Source organism: Aquimarina sp. TRL1, assembly GCF_013365535.1.
Taxonomy (GTDB): Bacteria; Bacteroidota; Bacteroidia; order Flavobacteriales; family Flavobacteriaceae; genus Aquimarina; species Aquimarina hainanensis.
This window is the reverse complement of record NZ_CP053590.1, coordinates 2,177,367-2,193,887: the sequence shown is the minus strand read 5'-3', so window position 1 is coordinate 2,193,887 and position 16,521 is coordinate 2,177,367. Positions and strand designations below refer to the sequence as shown.

The 16,521-nt window shown below is 34.8% G+C and carries 18 protein-coding genes; 13 read left to right on the top strand and 5 right to left on the bottom strand.

From position 1 onward, the window contains the following. Positions 1 to 312: 312 nt before the first annotated feature. Positions 313 to 825, top strand: coding sequence for a GNAT family N-acetyltransferase (locus tag HN014_RS08980; protein WP_176028547.1), 513 nt, complete (start codon positions 313 to 315; stop codon positions 823 to 825). Here HN014_RS08980 and HN014_RS08975 read toward each other — a convergent pair. Then, the gene (locus HN014_RS08975) at positions 820 to 1,029 is read right to left on the bottom strand and encodes a hypothetical protein (RefSeq protein WP_176028546.1); all 210 of its coding nucleotides are present in this window, start codon (positions 1,027 to 1,029) and stop codon (positions 820 to 822) included. The genes HN014_RS08980 and HN014_RS08975 overlap by 6 nt on opposite strands. A 676-nt stretch (positions 1,030 to 1,705) precedes the next feature. Here HN014_RS08975 and HN014_RS08970 point away from each other — a divergent pair. The 12 genes from HN014_RS08970 (at position 1,706) to HN014_RS08915 (ending at position 12,878) form a co-directional block, all read left to right on the top strand. Further along, positions 1,706 to 3,277: a thioredoxin domain-containing protein gene (locus tag HN014_RS08970; protein WP_176028545.1), complete on the top strand. Its 1,572-nt coding sequence runs from the start codon at positions 1,706 to 1,708 to the stop codon at positions 3,275 to 3,277. A 120-nt stretch (positions 3,278 to 3,397) separates the two neighbouring features. Beyond that, complete coding sequence (locus HN014_RS08965; RefSeq protein ID WP_176028544.1) at positions 3,398 to 3,607, top strand: hypothetical protein; 210 nt, start codon at positions 3,398 to 3,400, stop codon at positions 3,605 to 3,607. 41 nt (positions 3,608 to 3,648) lie between these two features. Then, positions 3,649 to 3,801: a hypothetical protein gene (locus HN014_RS08960; RefSeq protein WP_176028543.1), complete on the top strand. Its 153-nt coding sequence runs from the start codon at positions 3,649 to 3,651 to the stop codon at positions 3,799 to 3,801. Positions 3,802 to 3,991: 190 nt separating this feature from the next. Then, on the top strand, positions 3,992 to 6,178 hold the full coding sequence (locus HN014_RS08955) for a peptidase domain-containing ABC transporter (protein ID WP_176028542.1): 2,187 nt from the start codon (positions 3,992 to 3,994) through the stop codon (positions 6,176 to 6,178). A 64-nt stretch (positions 6,179 to 6,242) separates the two neighbouring features. Then, positions 6,243 to 6,491, top strand: a complete 249-nt coding sequence (locus tag HN014_RS08950; RefSeq protein WP_176028541.1) for a hypothetical protein — start codon at positions 6,243 to 6,245, stop codon at positions 6,489 to 6,491. Positions 6,492 to 6,525: 34 nt separating this feature from the next. Continuing rightward, positions 6,526 to 6,777 (top strand): hypothetical protein, encoded by a 252-nt coding sequence (locus tag HN014_RS08945; RefSeq protein WP_176028540.1) that lies wholly within the window; start codon positions 6,526 to 6,528, stop codon positions 6,775 to 6,777. Positions 6,778 to 6,976: 199 nt separating this feature from the next. Further along, positions 6,977 to 7,141, top strand: coding sequence for a hypothetical protein (locus tag HN014_RS08940; RefSeq protein ID WP_176028539.1), 165 nt, complete (start codon positions 6,977 to 6,979; stop codon positions 7,139 to 7,141). 146 nt (positions 7,142 to 7,287) lie between these two features. After that, positions 7,288 to 8,577: an HlyD family secretion protein gene (locus tag HN014_RS08935; RefSeq protein ID WP_176028538.1), complete on the top strand. Its 1,290-nt coding sequence runs from the start codon at positions 7,288 to 7,290 to the stop codon at positions 8,575 to 8,577. A 182-nt stretch (positions 8,578 to 8,759) separates the two neighbouring features. Further along, positions 8,760 to 9,140: a VOC family protein gene (locus tag HN014_RS08930; RefSeq protein ID WP_176028537.1), complete on the top strand. Its 381-nt coding sequence runs from the start codon at positions 8,760 to 8,762 to the stop codon at positions 9,138 to 9,140. A gap of 321 nt (positions 9,141 to 9,461) precedes the next feature. Next, entirely contained in the window at positions 9,462 to 10,715 is a 1,254-nt protein-coding gene (locus HN014_RS08925; RefSeq protein WP_176028536.1) for a Hint domain-containing protein, read from the top strand. A 119-nt stretch (positions 10,716 to 10,834) separates the two neighbouring features. Then, the gene (locus HN014_RS08920; RefSeq protein WP_176028535.1) at positions 10,835 to 11,467 is read left to right on the top strand and encodes a hypothetical protein; all 633 of its coding nucleotides are present in this window, start codon (positions 10,835 to 10,837) and stop codon (positions 11,465 to 11,467) included. Between the two features lie 211 nt (positions 11,468 to 11,678). Further along, positions 11,679 to 12,878 carry a hypothetical protein gene (locus HN014_RS08915; protein WP_176028534.1) on the top strand — a complete coding sequence of 400 codons (1,200 nt, stop codon included), beginning with the start codon at positions 11,679 to 11,681 and terminating at the stop codon, positions 12,876 to 12,878. A 197-nt stretch (positions 12,879 to 13,075) separates the two neighbouring features. On the opposite strand, the gene HN014_RS08910 is transcribed toward HN014_RS08915, so the two are convergent. From HN014_RS08910 to HN014_RS08895, 4 genes are all read right to left on the bottom strand, one after another. Next, positions 13,076 to 13,432: a hypothetical protein gene (locus HN014_RS08910; RefSeq protein ID WP_176028533.1), complete on the bottom strand. Its 357-nt coding sequence runs from the start codon at positions 13,430 to 13,432 to the stop codon at positions 13,076 to 13,078. After that, entirely contained in the window at positions 13,416 to 13,976 is a 561-nt protein-coding gene (locus HN014_RS08905) for a LemA family protein (protein WP_176028532.1), read from the bottom strand. The genes HN014_RS08910 and HN014_RS08905 overlap by 17 nt, the downstream gene beginning before the upstream one ends. 2 nt (positions 13,977 to 13,978) lie before the next feature. Further along, positions 13,979 to 15,052 carry a hypothetical protein gene (locus HN014_RS08900; RefSeq protein WP_176028531.1) on the bottom strand — a complete coding sequence of 358 codons (1,074 nt, stop codon included), beginning with the start codon at positions 15,050 to 15,052 and terminating at the stop codon, positions 13,979 to 13,981. Positions 15,053 to 15,741: 689 nt separating this feature from the next. Then, positions 15,742 to 16,521, bottom strand: coding sequence for a hypothetical protein (locus HN014_RS08895; protein WP_176028530.1), 780 nt, complete (start codon positions 16,519 to 16,521; stop codon positions 15,742 to 15,744).

The following is a 16,521-nucleotide window of genomic DNA, read 5'->3' as shown; positions in this document are numbered from 1 at the left end:
TGTCCGATATTATTAAAATTTAAGAATTCGAAACCTTTTTATTTTCTAAACATAAGCTAATGAAGTACCAATACGGTTATTTTTTTGAGTAAAATTACAGTCATGAATTTAAGTGCTATAGCAAAGAAGAAATACGCTATTAACCTGACAGCAAATTATTTTGACTTTATTATTCTGGAGCTCAAACAAAAGTGTCTTCTAGGGATTTTGTTGTTAGTTCAACAAAAATGTTAATTGATTCTGAGACTTTGAGTTATTATGTAGCCGAAACATTATTTTTATAGAATCGTTTAACTATTCTTTTTTCTAAATATGATTAAAATTCAAGAAACATCCAGCCTTCATTCGATACATAAAAAAGAAATTTATCAGTTATGGAACAAAGAATACCCTAAGCAATTAGCCTATGCTGATATGTCTGATTTTGATACATATCTCAATTCCCTTATTGACCCTATATACAGGTTACTTATCGATAAGGATCGAATAAAAGGATGGTATACTGATTTCATTCGAGAGGAAAAAAGATGGTTTGTCATGATTATTGACACCTCTCTTCATGGGAAGGGATATGGTCGTAAATTACTACAATTAGCCCAAAACAACAGGTTGGAGTTAAACGGGTGGGCTATTGATCATGATGAGGACAAAAAACAGGATGGTAGTCCATATCGTTCTCCCATCACTTTTTATCAAAAAAACGGATTTATAGTTATCCCTAATATACGTTTGAGATCTGATCTTATCAACGCTGTTAAAGTTCAATGGAAAAACGAAGAGGATGTATCAGGACCTCCTCTTCGCACAACAACACAAGCATTATAGCCAATCTGGCTTTGGGATTCCAGTAGCATCCCCCCAAGCTCTTCGCAATTGCGCTTCCGCCCATTTGTTGCTACTATCCGGTTTCCCTATATTGATCGATTTATCTCCTTTACGAATATTGTAATTTCCATTGGTTAGTTTTACTAAAGACCCTCCCTGATCTTCTACATATTCCTGCAAATCACTTTTCTTTACTTTTGACATACACATTCTTTTTTAAAGATTCTACTTTTATAATTATCAATCATATCCATTTCTTAATTTCAAATTTCACGGAAAAATCTCCTGTCGATTTATAATTTGATATACGCTATATGATCTTCAGTAACCAACAAGAATCAGCAGCTGCCTGATCAAATGATTCTCTCTTGCTTACACTACAAATTTGTATAAGAAATCCTATCAAGGAAACAGGCAATGACAGCAACCTACATATTTAAGTCATGAACAACAATACAAGATGTATGAACTATAAAAAAACAACTTCTTTTTTCCTCAAAAAACTGATCATTAATAAATTCCTACTTCCTTATTTATAAAAAAGCAAGATCATTCCTCCTCACTCTTAAAAACACATAACCAACTAAAAAACAACATAATAACTACAACTAAAAACATGTTTATTTATGAATAAGCACAACACTTTCTTTTTTAAAAGACACTTTCTAAATAGTTTTATAAACCTCTCTGATAAAAAGATTATTAAAAATTTGGTAACGCTTTCATTCCCAAATTTTGATAATAATCTTAAGTAATAAGGTCATTCGTTTCATAAAATTAGGGAGGTGATTGGAGGTGTATTAGGTTGATGTTCTTAAAAAAACTCCTAATACACTCCTTCAATCCATTTATACAAAACAGCAGATAAAAACACAATACATTGGAAACTTCACTCATTGCTCTGGTAGTAAGCTTGCTCAAGAAAAATAAGATCCCATTTGATAAAAAAGAGCTGACTTTTCAGATTCAGAGCCATCCTTCTTATCCTAGTTTACATGCTATAACAGGAGTACTATCTCATTTTAATATAGAGAATATTGCCGCAGAAGTCCCTACAGATATAGAAACGTTATTACAGCTACCGAACTATTTTATTGCTCAAATACAGGATAAACAAGGACCTCAACTAGTATTCGCAGAAAAAAAACAACAACACATTCATCTCAATCATCAAAAAAAGCAAGTGCTTTCCCATAATGAGTTTCTAAAAAAATTCACAGGAATTTTAGTTGCTGTAGAAAAGCCTGAAAACCAGGTTACCAAACCCAAATCTACCTTTTTATTCCCTACACTGCTTATCAGTTTTGTCTGTATTCTCAGTGTATATCTCATAATTTCCCCTCCATTTTCTTTTATTCATTTCTCTTATTTAATCCTAGCTATAATCGGGCTTTTTATTAGCATAACTATTGTAAAACAGGAACTAGGGATTCATACCACTATAGGAGAAGTATTCTGCTCTTCTAACAACAATAAAAAAGACTGTGATGCAGTCCTAAGCTCCAAAGGAGCGACCCTTATCAATGGATATAAATTAAGTGATATCAGTCTCCTTTATTTTTGTAGCCTTACGATAGCAACAGCCATACAATTCAAAACTCCTTCCCTTTCTTACCTCCTTAGCTTATTAGCTATCCCGATAACATGCTATTCTATCTATTATCAATACTTCGTTGTTAAGAAATGGTGTTTATTGTGTTTGAGTCTGGTTGGTGTCCTTTGGTGTCAGGGCATATTAGCAATCATCAATCCCCCTTTCTCTCATTCATGGAACATCCATAATATAGCAGTATATACAATTATCATACTATTTACATTTACCGCATGGTACTATATAAAGCCCTTACTCTTCGAACTTCATGAATTGCGCAAGACAAATATTAGCAACACAAAATTCAAGAGGAATATCACCTTATTTGAGACGATGTTACAACAGTCTCCTCAAATTAACACCCAATTACCAGATCAGAAAGAAATTATTTTTGGAAACCCTAAGGCTTCCCTAGAAATTGTTGTGATTACAAACCCATTTTGCGGGCATTGCAAATCTGTACATACTCAGATACACGATATCTTAAAACAATACGGAGCACATGTAAAAATTATTATCCGATTTAACATTAATACTACTTCCCCAGATCAAAATCCAATAAAAGTAACAACCCGTTTATTAGAACTCTATAAAGAAGAAGGAACCATTAGCTGCTTAGAAGCAATGACTGACATCTATGAAAATGGAAAAGCAGCACAATGGTTAAAAAAATGGGGAGAATGCAGTAACGAAAAAGCCTATCGTGCCGTCCTTGAAGCCGCTTATTCCTGGTGTACCAAACACAACATCAATTTCACTCCACATCTTTTGCTAAACGGGAAAGCTTATCCAAAGCAATACCAACGGACAGATCTGCTGTTTTTTATAGAAGAATTAGCGAACGCTGCTGTAGATTCATGACAATAACAACAAAGCCCATTTATGGGCTTTGTGTAACCATATTCTCTCGCGAAGAATAGACACATACTGGTGAGTGTCTTTAAAGGTTCACCGCAAAAATACTTTTTTCAAAAACAAATTATGAAAAAACAAATCATAAGCTTAGGAAAAGCATTAACTAAAACACAACAACAACAAGTTACAGGTGGTTTTGCAGATTTTACTCATGAAGGGAGCTGCCAAATCTATGATCCAGAGGTAGGATGGATGTCTGGATACTCTGTAGAGGATGCAAGATGGTTATACCACAACGAATCAAGAGTTACTGGATACTGCTGTGCCAGCTGCTAATAACTGATAACAATCAATATTTAATTTATAAAAAATCAATAATGAAAAAATCAATAATGAACATCGGAAGAACATTAAGTAAAGGAGAACAAAAACAAGTTACAGGAGGAGATCACCCAGATTTCTGTAATGACAATAGTCCTTGTCCTGGTGGATATGTTTGCGTAGGAAATTTTGCTTGTGTAAGAGCATAAACCCTAAATAAACATCTGATTACCAAAACTACTGAGGAAATTATAGTTTTCTCAGTAGTGTTTTCTTAATTTCTTAATCAGATAGTCATATACATCCTTAGCTAAAAAAACATGTATTTGCCACGATACTAACTACCAAAACAACTGCTTACTAGAATAATTTAGTGCTATTTATATTAACCCTTACTTTTTGAAAACATTTCCTAATTATAAACAGACAGAAGCCAAAGATTGCGGTCCTACCTGTATCAAAATCATCGCCAAGCATTATGGTAAGGTTATTAATACTCAACAGCTAAGAACATTGAGCGAGACCACCCGAGAAGGAAGCAGTTTATTAGGTCTTAGTGAAGCTGTTGAATCAATTGGTTTAAAATCACTGGGAATCCAACTTTCTTTCAAAAAACTACAGCAAGCACCTTTTCCCTGTATTATACATTGGAATAAGAATCATTATGTAGTACTTTACAAAATAAAAAAAGGCACTGTTTATATCTCAGATCCCGCCCATGGGCTTCTTCGTTTTACACAAAAAGAATTCATTCAACATTGGATAGGAAACAATGCAGATACACATACAGAAGAAGGAATTGCCTTATTAATAGAACCGACCCCGAAGTTCTATCAATCTACTTTTGACAAGGATGAGAAGTTTGGCTTTTCCTTTATATTCAAATACGTATATAAATACAAAAAGTTCGTTCTTCAATTAATAATTGGCTTACTCGCAGGAAGCTTATTACAATTAATTCTTCCCTTTCTCACTCAAAACGTAGTGGATGTGGGAATAAAAAATCAGGATATCAACTTTATCTATCTCATTCTATTCGCTCAACTGTTTCTTTTTATTGGAAAAGCTTCTCTAGAAATCATTCGAAGCTGGATTCTTTTACACCTCAGCACCCGAATTAATATCTCGTTAATTTCTGATTTCTTCATTAAGTTAATGAAACTCCCCATTTCCTATTTTGATGTAAGGATGACAGGCGATTTATTACAGCGAATTAATGATCATAAACGTATCGAACGAATCCTCACTACCTCCTCATTAACTGTACTATTTTCTTTTTTTAATCTGCTAATTTTCGGGTTTGTATTAGGGTATTACAGTCTGCAAATTCTGAGTGTTTTCTTATTGGGCAGCATAAGTTATTTTGGCTGGGTTCTCTTCTTTTTCAAAAAGCGAAAAGAGCTGGATTACAAACGTTTTTCTCAGGTGAGTGATGAGCAGAGTAAAGTCATTGAATTAATCAATGGAATGCAAGAGATCAAACTTCACAATGCGGAAAGACGTATGCGCTGGAATTGGGAGTATGTACAGGCAAATTTATTCAGGGTAGCTACCAAAAGTCTGGCGTTGGAACAAGCACAAAGTGTCGGTTCCAATTTTATTAATGAGTTAAAAAACATGTTGATTACCATTCTCTCTGCCAAGTTAGTAATCGATGGGGAAATTACCTTGGGAATGATGATGGCAATCAGTTATATCGTCGGACAATTAAATGGTCCGATTACACAACTTATCGGTTTCATGAGAGACATTCAGGATGCACAGATTTCATTGGATCGGTTAGGAGAAATTCATCATATGGAAGATGAAGAAAAACCTGAAGATGAAAAAATCGCACATATTCCTGAACATGCTCCCATCAATCTTCATAATATCTCTTTTCGATATACAGGGGGGTTAGAACCTGTTCTCAAAGATCTTTCTCTGGAAATTCCTGCAAATAAAACGACGGCAATTGTAGGCGTTAGCGGAAGTGGAAAAACTACCTTGATGAAACTGCTTCTTGGTTTTTATCAAGTAGAGGCAGGAGAAATCACCATTCAGAATTTCAATACTAAGAACATTTCTCAAAAAGCCTGGAGAAACCACTGCGGGGTCGTGATGCAGGAGGGTTACATCTTTAATGACACCATTGCCAAAAACATTGCTGTAGGAGAAGATTATGTCGACAAAGAAAAATTAGCCCACGCCATCGATGTCGCCAATATAGGAGAATATATTGATACCCTTCCTTTAGGCTATAACACCAAAATCGGTACTGAAGGAAATGGATTGAGTACTGGTCAAAAACAGCGACTGTTAATTGCCCGATCTGTCTATAAAAATCCCCGGTTTTTATTTTTTGACGAAGCTACTTCTGCACTGGATGCAAACAATGAAAAAGTCATCATGGAGAAACTACACACCTTTTTTGCAAACAAAACGGCAGTCGTCATCGCGCATCGATTAAGCACCGTTAAAAATGCCCATCAAATTGTGGTTTTAGACAAAGGAAAAATCATCGAAAAAGGAACACATGATGAACTTATCTCACAAAAAGGAAATTATTATCACCTGGTCAAAAATCAATTAAATCTAGGGAAATAAAACAACAGACACACTCCTTGAGTGTCTTATATAGTTCAGGGAATACAATTACATTTTTTTACTTATGAAAACATCCTTAGCAAACCTTGGTAGAATACTAAATAAAATGGAACAGCAGCACATCAATGGTGGAGGAACATGCCAATACTATAGTGCAAATTCTGGATTAAGACGAGTTGGACTCAGCATGGAAGAAGCAAAAGGACTGCTACATAACGCTGAAGATCACTGGTGTTGTAATAGTTGCAGTACTGCCAGCTGGGCTAATGCTCCAACAGAGGGAGATGGAAAACCCAGAGTTATTTTCGATTAATATTAATAATTAAATCACAACTATTTTATCACTTATGAAAACATCTTTAACAAATCTCGGAAGAGTATTAAGTAAAACAGAACAACAACACATCAATGGTGGAGGGACATGTCAATATTACAGTGCCAACTCTGGATTAAGACGAGTTGGACTCAGCAGAGCACAAGCAATCAATTTCCTGCATGAAGCAGGTGATCGATGGTGTTGTGACAGTTGTGGTACCGCCAGCTGGGCTGATGCTCCATCTGTTGGTCCTACAATGCCTAAAACAGTAATACTGAATTAATGTCCCATAACTACAAGCTACTATTCTATGGTATTGGTTTGAAACATTCTTTAAACAATCCTCATAAGATAGTAAACCATTTCAGTGCGATTGCACCAGACATTATAAAATATGAATTTTAATTTCGAGGAAAGACTTCGAAACATTAACAACTCGATCATCGAGTACACCCATTTATTAATTTAAAAACATGAAAAACATGAAAAAAAACATTTTAGCCCTAGGAAAAGTATTACACCATACTGATCAAAAGAAAATTAAAGGAGGAAGCATGGCGTTTTCTGATGCTTGTGACGAAGACCCTGGTTCCTTGGAATGTATTTGTAAAAAGAAAACAAAACCAAGATTAGTATTATGTGATTAATCTTTTTGGTTGTGTGTATATAATGAAGGAAATTAAAGCCTTTATTTATTAAAAAAGGTTGAGTTTGTTCCCTCAATCTTTTACCAAATTATTAATCCACTTTTTTAGAAGAGGGAAAAAATCCCCTCTTCTTTTTATCAGTAGTTATGCCACAGAGAAATCAACATAGAGAAATCCGAAGCGAAGAAGTTCAGGAAATATTAACCCATGTCCCCAATTGGATGATTCTTTGGGGAAATACCTTATTACTCATTCTTCTTCTTATGATCCTAGGTATTTCCTGGCTTATTAAATACCCGGATATAATCAATACAGAAGTAACAATCACTACTTCCTTCCCCCCAGAAAAAATCTATGCCAGATCCAGTGGTCAGTTCGATGTACTCTTAGCACATGAAGGGGATCATGTTCGTAAACATCAGCTACTGGCAGTTGTTGAAAACAGCGCTTCCTATAAAGATGTATTGCTCCTCAAAAGTGTTGTTGACACTATTGATATGTATCGTCAGGATTTTTCATTTCCTCTGGACAAACTTCCCCCTATGCTTTTAGGAGACATTATGACGAGTTATTCACAGTTTGAGAATGATTATTCTGACTATATACTCCATAAAAAACTCACTCCTTTTGCTGTAGAAAAAACCGCAAACAGCATGTCTCTTCTAGAAGCCAAAGGTCGGTTACAAATCGTACTATCCCAAAAAGAACTCAACAAACGAGAACTCAATTTCAAAAAAAAGGATATTCAGCGGAGCAGAACCTTATTCAATAAAGGAGTGATTTCTGCCAAAGAAAAAGAACAAAAAGAAATTGATTTATTACAAGCAGAACGCGCCTATCAAAGTATACAAACCTCCATTTCCCAATTGAGAGAGTTTATCGGTACTGCCGAAAAAAATCTGGAAGATACTGCTATAAAAAAAACACAAAGCGATCATACAATCCGTAAAAAAGCCATCCAATCATTTTTGTACCTGAAAAAAGCAATCACTGATTGGGAAAAACAATATGCACTGCAATCTTCTATTACTGGTACCGTTTCTTTTCCTTCTTCCTGGAATACACATCAGACCATACACACAGGAGATGTAGTATGTAGTATCATTCCTGAAATCAACACTTCCTATATCGGCAAGGTAAAAGCTCCTCCTGCCAACTCTGGAAAAATTCAAAATGGACAAAAAGTACTCATACAGCTTACGAATTATCCCGCTGATGAATTCGGAGAATTAAATGGGAAAGTACATTCTATTTCTCAGATCCCTGATGAAGACGGACATTATCATATCGAAGTCTCCTTGCCAAAAGAGCTAAAAACCACCTACGGAAATCACATTCTTTTTAAACCGGAAATGAAAGGAACTGCTGCCATTGTCACAGAAGATTTACGCCTGATAGAACGCTTCTTTTATCAGATACGAAATATTATACAGTAGTTTTCTTCCATCACATCTGTCTGTCAGTTTCTCAACCACTTCTTCCGAAACATCTTCCTGACTCGTATCGATTTCAACTTCTTTTAGTACATTCGTAATATGTGCTAATTACACTATACCTCTTATAACCCAAATATGAAATTCGTTCTAAACAACTATATTCAATAGCAATGATACCACCTATGAATCAAACAGCCATTCTCGGATTAAGAACAACTATTTATAAAGTTAATGACCTCAACAAAGCAAAAATGTGGTACACTGAAGCATTTGGAGTTTCTCCTTATTTTGATGAACCTTATTATGTTGGATTTAATATAGGAGGGTATGAACTAGGGTTACAACCAGAGGAGATCGATGCTTCCCCAAAAACAGCTAATGTTATATCGTACTGGGGGGTCAACCACATTCAACAAAGCTATGAGAATTTCCTCCAATTAGGAGCGACCAGCCAAGAAGCTCCATTTAATGTCGGTGGGGAATTAATGACTGCTACTGTCATAGATCCCTGGGGTAATATAATTGGTCTGATCTATAATCCTGACTTTACAATTACAACCTAAAGTTGTCTACGCATATAGACGCCAAATTGATAAACCACTTTAGTGCAAGTACACTATAATATCAGGAAACGAGAGTTAGTTCAGGACCTATCTATGCATATTTAAAATCCACTTCAGTAAGTAAAATATTCGGTCGCCCTATCTAAATATTATCGTCGAAATAATTTGAGATATCGTAGAGATACTCTACGAATAAAAGACAGATCTTACGAAAAAAAGATCAACAGTTCTCCCTCTTTCTTTCATTTTTATTTTTGATATTTAGAAGAACCTTTTTAAATAAAAATGAGATAAACAAAAAATCAATCGAAAATAACACCTATGAAAACCTATCTTTCTCTTCTTGTCCTATGCTGTCACACACTTATCTATGGACAACTCCCCGAACTGCATGCAACTGTGGATATGCCATTTGATTTTGGAACTGAAGTACAACAAAAATGGAAACAAAGAGAAGTTTTACTCGATGCTATTGAAAAAGGTACTAAAAACTGGGATAACCTATCAGTGGCAGAGCAATCCCTGTTCGAAAAATACGATGAAACCTATAGTAGTATGTGGGCAACCGAAGGAGATGGATGTAGTTGGTATTGTGGTGCAGGAGCCTATGAGGTACAAACTTCTTCTGCATTAAAAGCTTCTTCCAATATCACCTATGCTACCCAAAACCTAACCGATTTCAGTTACCAAACTGCTTGGGTAGAAGGAGTTGACGGAGATGGAATTGGAGAATACATCGATGTACGCTTCAAAGCCGAACACCCCAGAGTTACGACCATACGAATTGCCAATGGATATGTAAAAAGCAAAAAAGCCTGGAAAAATAACAGCCGGGTCAAATCTTTAAAAATGTACGTCAACCAAGTACCTTATGCTCTACTGCATTTAAAAGACGTGTATGCTTTACAGTCCTTTACCCTGCCTACCCCATTAGGTCATGCAGACCGCTCTGATTTTGAAAAACTAAAAGAAAAAGGTGACTGGAGTATTCGATTTGAAATTCTTTCTGTTTACAAAGGTTTGAAATATGAAGACACCGTTATTTCAGAGCTCTTTTTTGACGGTTTAGATGTACACTGTCTTTCTGGAGGAACCCTTATTACCATGGAAGATGCCACTGTCAAAACTATAGAATCCTTGAAAACCGGAGATTGTATTCGTTCTTACAATATGGAAACTCATCAATATGAAGCATCAGAAGTCTTAGAAATTGCTACAGCTACTCATGAACACCTTATTGATATTGTTTTTTCTAATCAAAAACGTATTCGCTGTACCAGTGATCATCCTTTTTTATCTGTTTCGAATACCTGGTCTTCCTACACCCCCTTAAAAACACAACAAGAATACCATCTTTCTAAAGTCGTTCCGCTGACTGAAGGCAGCTCATTACTTACAGAAGAAGGACCATTACAAATAAATCGCATCCTCCCTGTTGTTACTCCCGAAATTACCTATACCATAGTTCGGTTGAAAAAAAATCACACTTTTCTGGCCAATGGTGTTATCACCCGAATAGAAAATCCCAAATCGCATAAACACATAATGAATCCCTCACAGGAAACAACTGAATAGACAGCATTTTTTTTGATCACAAGTAAATTTCCTCTCGCATAAATAGAATTCGTAACAAATAAGCTGGTCCTTCGTCCTAAAGAAAAAAGCAGGTCTTATCATTACGAAATACCAAGCATATGGAATCATTAAAAAAAAGAAGCTGGATTCAAATTGCCATTATATATACCCGCTATTTAATTGGAGGGGCTTTTGTCTTTGCGAGTTTGGTTAAAATAAAAGGAAAACGTTTTACTTCAGAGAGTGGGGCTGAAAATGCCATCAATACCGCCTGGCATTTTTTTGAAACCCTATATCAATCCGGATTGTACTGGAAGTTTATAGGACTAGGGCAACTCATTGCCGGAGCATTATTAATGACGCAGCGGTATGCTAAATTAGGCGCGGTTATCAATTTTCCTATCATCCTGAATGTGTTTATGATTACCCTGTCTTATTATTTTGCATATACTCCAGTCATAACAGGAAGCATGTTATTAGCCAATATTTTTCTTATCATTTGGGACTGGAATGAATTACAACTTATCATCAATCGTCCTCCTGTATTAGATCACAGTATTCGGTTAGAAAAAGATATCAGTTGGACACTGACAGGAATTGCGCTCTTTGCATTTACTTGTGTCAATCGTATCTGGACCGATAGCCCCCAGCCATTTTTCTGGCTTGGAGGATGTCTTATCATAGGAAGTATTGGCCTATTCGCAGGGCTTTACAGAGATTGGAAAAGAAGGAAAAAAGAAGCTGTTAGGTAGGGATCACCTTACCTTCTAACAGCTGGGAATTGTCCTTTATTTATAGAAAACATTCTTATCCCAGTTTCTTTCTATTCTATGTTTTTATTTAAAAAACTAAGAATCAAAAAGATAAACAACCCCATAATAAATCGACAGAGTTTCCTTACTTCTTCTCTTTTTTTAACAAAAAAGCTATATTTGCGCATAACGCAAACTCATAATTCACTGAATGAAACTACTGACATTATGCATAGTAACTTTCTTTTTTTCTGTTACTATCTCGGCACAAAGCTTATACGAAGCAGGGTATTTTATAGACAACGATGGGAATAAAACAAAGTGTCTGATCAAAAAACTCCCTTGGAAGAATACCCCTACCTCCTTTGAATGGAAAAAAAATATCTCATCAAGTACTAAAACCGGAGATATAGAAGACATTAGAGAGTTCGGAGTAGGACAGGATTTTGTATTCAAAAGATATATTCTGGAGTTTGACCTTGCAGGAGACAATCTCGGGCGGGCGACAAAATCCAAAGACCCTAATGTAAAAATAAGAAAAATATACCTGAGACAAATTCTACAAAGTAAGGCCTCTTTATTTCAGTATTCTAAAAACGGAGTACATCGTTTTTTCTACACTAACGGAAAAACCTTCTACCCAGAATTATTAGTTTATAAAGTTTACTATACTCCAGATGAGAGCAAGAAAGTAGGAGAGAAAATTATTCATAATGAGAATACTAAATTCAGAGAACAACTGAAGAAATATATCAATTGTGGAAATCAGGAAACGGAAATGGTTACCTACACACTTAGAAGTTTATTGCGTTATTTCAAAGAGTACAATCAATGCAAGGGAGCAAAAATTGATTACATTTTTAAACGAAAAATCAGTCAGACCAAAATAGGGGTTGTAGCAGGGATTGATTTTAATGAGTTTAGTCATCCTTCTCATAACGACACCTCTATGGAGTTGCTATATGAAATAACCAATTCGGCACGATATGGGCTTTTTATAGAGACATTTATTCCATTCTCTAAGGTAGACTTAAGTTTTTTCCTGGAAGGAACCTATACCACTTTCAGCTCGACAGCTACAGACCCTATTGCAGTGAATACGGATTATACATTGGACTATCAAAGTCTTTCTTTTGCATTAGCTCCCAGATTTCATATTTATCTGAGCTCTACTTTCGAACTCTTTTTTGAAGGAGGAGTTTCTGCCAACTTTCATCTCGACACCACGTCGGACGCATTAGAGGAAGTAAAGAATTCTACCACAAATTATTTCTATGGAGGAGGTCTCGGAACCGGAAGAGTAAAAATGGGGTACCGTATATATACCTCTAAAAATATCTCCAGAAACTTATCCCGACCTGACTCTGATCTCCATCATAACAATATTTATATATCGGTTGCTCTTTTTTAATAGGAGAAAGCAATCTGAAACACAAGCAATCCCCATTAAAACAGGCAGATACTATAATCTGTCTGTTTTTATATTATACTGATTCCAATACAAGTGTTTAATAAAAAAGCTCGAAGTGAATTTTAATTTCGGGATACACCCAGAAAGATTATTGAGTAAATCAAAATCTCTTTTGTAATATCCCAACAACAGGGCTTCTACCTAGCATCTTTGACAATCTCATCAAAAAAGCGAATTAGAGCATTAACATTTACTAATGAAAAGATTACAATCATAAAAAACAATCCCCACCAGATTACATATAACTTCTCTGCTGATACTTCTAAAAAGAACAGCAATATCATCATGGCAAAACCTATGATCCAAACCAGGAATAGACTACCATAAATAATCATGTAAAATTTCTTGGCAAAAGAAAAGCGAGAAACCCATTTAAACAATACCATTGCTAAAAGCATAACAACAGGAACTCCAAAGGCTGCCCATAGTACCATATACATTGGATTCTCTATTACCAAATCAATAAATGGCAAAAAATCAAAAGACAACTCCATGATACTCTTTTTCTTCTTCCGATATTGTTAGCAATGATTTTTCCTGATACCCAAGCAATTTTCCCAATAGCACATTAGGAAATTCATTAATTCCAATGTTGTACATATTGACACTTTCATTAAAAAACTCTCTCCTGTCTGAAATAGCATCTTCCAGTTCAGAAATACGGTTTTGTAGGTTTAAAAAATTAGCGCCGGACTTTAATTCCGGATAGTTCTCTGCTACCGCTAATATTTTCCCAATAAATGGAGACATGGTATTGGAGAGTTTGACACGTTCATTTTGAGCCTCAGCTGCTACAAATTGGGTTCTTAATGTTGTTAGTTCAGTCAAGATACTTCTTTCATGCCCCATATACTCTTTGACTGTAGTAATTAAGTTAGGAATTTCATCTGCTCTTTGTTGTAGCAGTACATCGATATTTGCAAAAGATTTATCTACGTTAAACTTAAGCATTACCAATCTATTGTACAGCCTGATAAGACCTACAATAATAAAAAGTCCTACAACCAAAATAATGAGTACCCCTATTGTTTTTTCCATAATTATAAATCGTTTATCAATGGTATGTTATCCCACATGCTTTTATAGTCAATATACATCATATTCTTTGAAACAATCACATCTGCTAAAAGCACAAAAGCAGTAAAAATAAAAAACAAGATTAAAAAAGTAATTCCCGAATGTAATAATGGTTGATACCTATTCCACCTAGATACAGCATTTATACATCCTAATGCAAAGACATCTTTTATCGGTTCATGTCCTATAAAAGGGGTATTATTTTTTGAATTTGCACCTCCTATTAGCAATACCTGATCATCTTCCTTTAGTAAATATTGTGTATACCTTTTAGTGCCATTGCTATATGAATCATCCTTTTTTATCCATACAAACTCAATCCCCTTTGCATGTACCTCAACGGAGCCTGTGTCATCAGAAAGTAAAAAGTTATTGCAAACCGTTTCCTCTTTTATGATTGAATATTGATTTCTGCCTTCGCTATCTTTTGATATTTTCTCTACGGTATATCGATATCCAATACATTCTTTTTTTCCGATTCGGGAAATCACGGGCTCCAACATCGAAGTACTTCCTTCTATCTCTACTAACCCCATAGCCATAGATCTTATTTTAGAAGTAGGCAAATCGAGCTGTAGCCTCAGGAAATTCTTTTTAGTCGTACGAACCAACAAAGATCTGATTATAAAAAATAGCACCCCCAAAAGGACAATATATCCTTGCAGCAAATAAGCCCCTAAGAAAAGACCTGCTATAACGACCACTAGTTGTAGCATAGCTGAGCCAACGGCTTTTTTCTTGTTTTTCTTTTTGGCATATGATCGAATTGTCTTGTACAATACGCCTAGCAAAAAGCTAATGAAAATTCCAAAAAAGTAACTGATAAACACAAAAAAAACAGCCTTAGCAACTAGTATTTTTGTCAATATCAATACCCCAGGGAGCACAACAAAAAATAACCATTTGGGTTTATTTACATTAAAAAAACTGGAAAAAATAACGGCATAAAAGATCCCCATAAACAAACAAAACAATGTCAAAAAAAATGTTTCTATCCAGTTTATTTCCTGAAATAAGATGTTAGAAATCTCTTCCATAAAATTATTTCATTGTTTGATATCGTTTTTTAACTGTTCTATTTTAGTATTCATGCAGGCAGCTATCAGACTTTCTACAACTACTTCTGGAGGATTACACTTAAATAAATATCCTCTTCTCAACCGCAAATAAATACTCATTAGATTTCCCGTACTCCTTATCTGTTTTTACATTCTTTTCCTAAACACTTTTGAATCTCTTCTAATAATAACAGCTTCATTTTTCTAAGAAGGTTCAAGACGTAATTCTACATATTCTATGTTATCTTCGCTTCCTTGAAACAGAATAAAATCAATATCTTTTACAGGAATACCAAATAAAGAAAATATAGTTCCTTCATACTAATATATAATCATATTAGTATGAAACTTCTTTCGTTTCTATTTTAGAAACAAAGATGCACGCTTTAAAAGTATATCCGATCCTTTTTTTGAAATAATTTTGAGATATCGATAGATTCCTGGGAAAATAAAAAAAATGAACTAAGGAGCATTGTTGTAAAAAAAAGACTTAAACAGACTTCACAATATTTCTGTAGTTAATAAAGGCTTCAAATGTCACTCTTTAGTCTATGCTTAACGATCGATCAAAATTATAAATTGCTTGACTTTTGCCTTATCAAGTTTAAATTTAGATCACTAAGAACAAACTGTTCCCTAAAAGATGTAAATAGGAAAAAGCATGCTTCTTAAATGATTTCAAATTTTTGACTCTCTTCAGACCAATAAAATTCGATATCGAGCATCAGTTGTTCCATGGGTTTTTCTTTTTTAAAACACAATGCAGGTTCTCCCGTAAGCCTTCGTAAAGAAGCTATTTTTTTATTGGCAGAATAAACAATGATAGCATCCTCTGCTAAATCTAAGATATCAAATCCATTTTCAAAATCATGAATCAAACCATTTAATCTGGCTCTAGAATCAACTGCAGATAAATACATAGAAGTTGCTATATTTTGCTCTCGATGGGATAGCTTTTGTTTAAAAACATCATACTTCTTATCTAATATAATATCACCAATTTCCAGATAAGCAGCTCTTATTTTCTCTTCTATATGCTCTATATCATCTAATTTTTTTCCTTCTTCCCAAAGCGTATTAAGCTTATAACTAACATTTACATTTAATGTCTGAGTTGATGCAAATGTACTCAAAGGTTGTGCATCCGTAATTTTCGGACTCTTATACCCTTCATAAGTTTCCTGAAGTTGAAACCCATTAGACACATCAAATAAAAGACAGTCATAATTAAAAGATGTTTCCTTAGAAAATTGTGCACTACCAATCACTGGAATTACAGAAACGGTTATTTCTGAAGTACCTGATTCAGCAATTGCATGATTAATGGGAACCTGAGATGTGACTTGTCCATTATCCACATTCATTTGTAAGATCAACCGATCATTTACCTTAATTTCAAAACGACATTGAACAGCACTAAATTTTAAAATATAATATGGTTTTTTCAC

What these genes read in the sequence shown, in the direction of transcription:
- HN014_RS08960 (WP_176028543.1), top strand. Translation starts at nt 3,649, where the DNA reads ATGAAAAAATCAATAATGAACATCGGAAGAACATTAAGTAAAGGAGAA.
- HN014_RS08925 (WP_176028536.1), top strand. Translation starts at nt 9,462, where the DNA reads ATGAAAACCTATCTTTCTCTTCTTGTCCTATGCTGTCACACACTTATC.
- HN014_RS08920 (WP_176028535.1), top strand. Translation starts at nt 10,835, where the DNA reads ATGGAATCATTAAAAAAAAGAAGCTGGATTCAAATTGCCATTATATAT.
- HN014_RS08950 (WP_176028541.1), top strand. Translation starts at nt 6,243, where the DNA reads ATGAAAACATCCTTAGCAAACCTTGGTAGAATACTAAATAAAATGGAA.
- HN014_RS08980 (WP_176028547.1), top strand. Translation starts at nt 313, where the DNA reads ATGATTAAAATTCAAGAAACATCCAGCCTTCATTCGATACATAAAAAA.
- HN014_RS08915 (WP_176028534.1), top strand. Translation starts at nt 11,679, where the DNA reads ATGAAACTACTGACATTATGCATAGTAACTTTCTTTTTTTCTGTTACT.
- HN014_RS08940 (WP_176028539.1), top strand. Translation starts at nt 6,977, where the DNA reads ATGAAAAAAAACATTTTAGCCCTAGGAAAAGTATTACACCATACTGAT.
- HN014_RS08900 (WP_176028531.1), bottom strand. Translation starts at nt 15,052, where the DNA reads ATGGAAGAGATTTCTAACATCTTATTTCAGGAAATAAACTGGATAGAA.
- HN014_RS08935 (WP_176028538.1), top strand. Translation starts at nt 7,288, where the DNA reads ATGCCACAGAGAAATCAACATAGAGAAATCCGAAGCGAAGAAGTTCAG.
- HN014_RS08945 (WP_176028540.1), top strand. Translation starts at nt 6,526, where the DNA reads ATGAAAACATCTTTAACAAATCTCGGAAGAGTATTAAGTAAAACAGAA.
- HN014_RS08910 (WP_176028533.1), bottom strand. Translation starts at nt 13,432, where the DNA reads ATGGAGTTGTCTTTTGATTTTTTGCCATTTATTGATTTGGTAATAGAG.
- HN014_RS08905 (WP_176028532.1), bottom strand. Translation starts at nt 13,976, where the DNA reads ATGGAAAAAACAATAGGGGTACTCATTATTTTGGTTGTAGGACTTTTT.
- HN014_RS08930 (WP_176028537.1), top strand. Translation starts at nt 8,760, where the DNA reads ATGAATCAAACAGCCATTCTCGGATTAAGAACAACTATTTATAAAGTT.
- HN014_RS08975 (WP_176028546.1), bottom strand. Translation starts at nt 1,029, where the DNA reads ATGTCAAAAGTAAAGAAAAGTGATTTGCAGGAATATGTAGAAGATCAG.
- HN014_RS08965 (WP_176028544.1), top strand. Translation starts at nt 3,398, where the DNA reads ATGAAAAAACAAATCATAAGCTTAGGAAAAGCATTAACTAAAACACAA.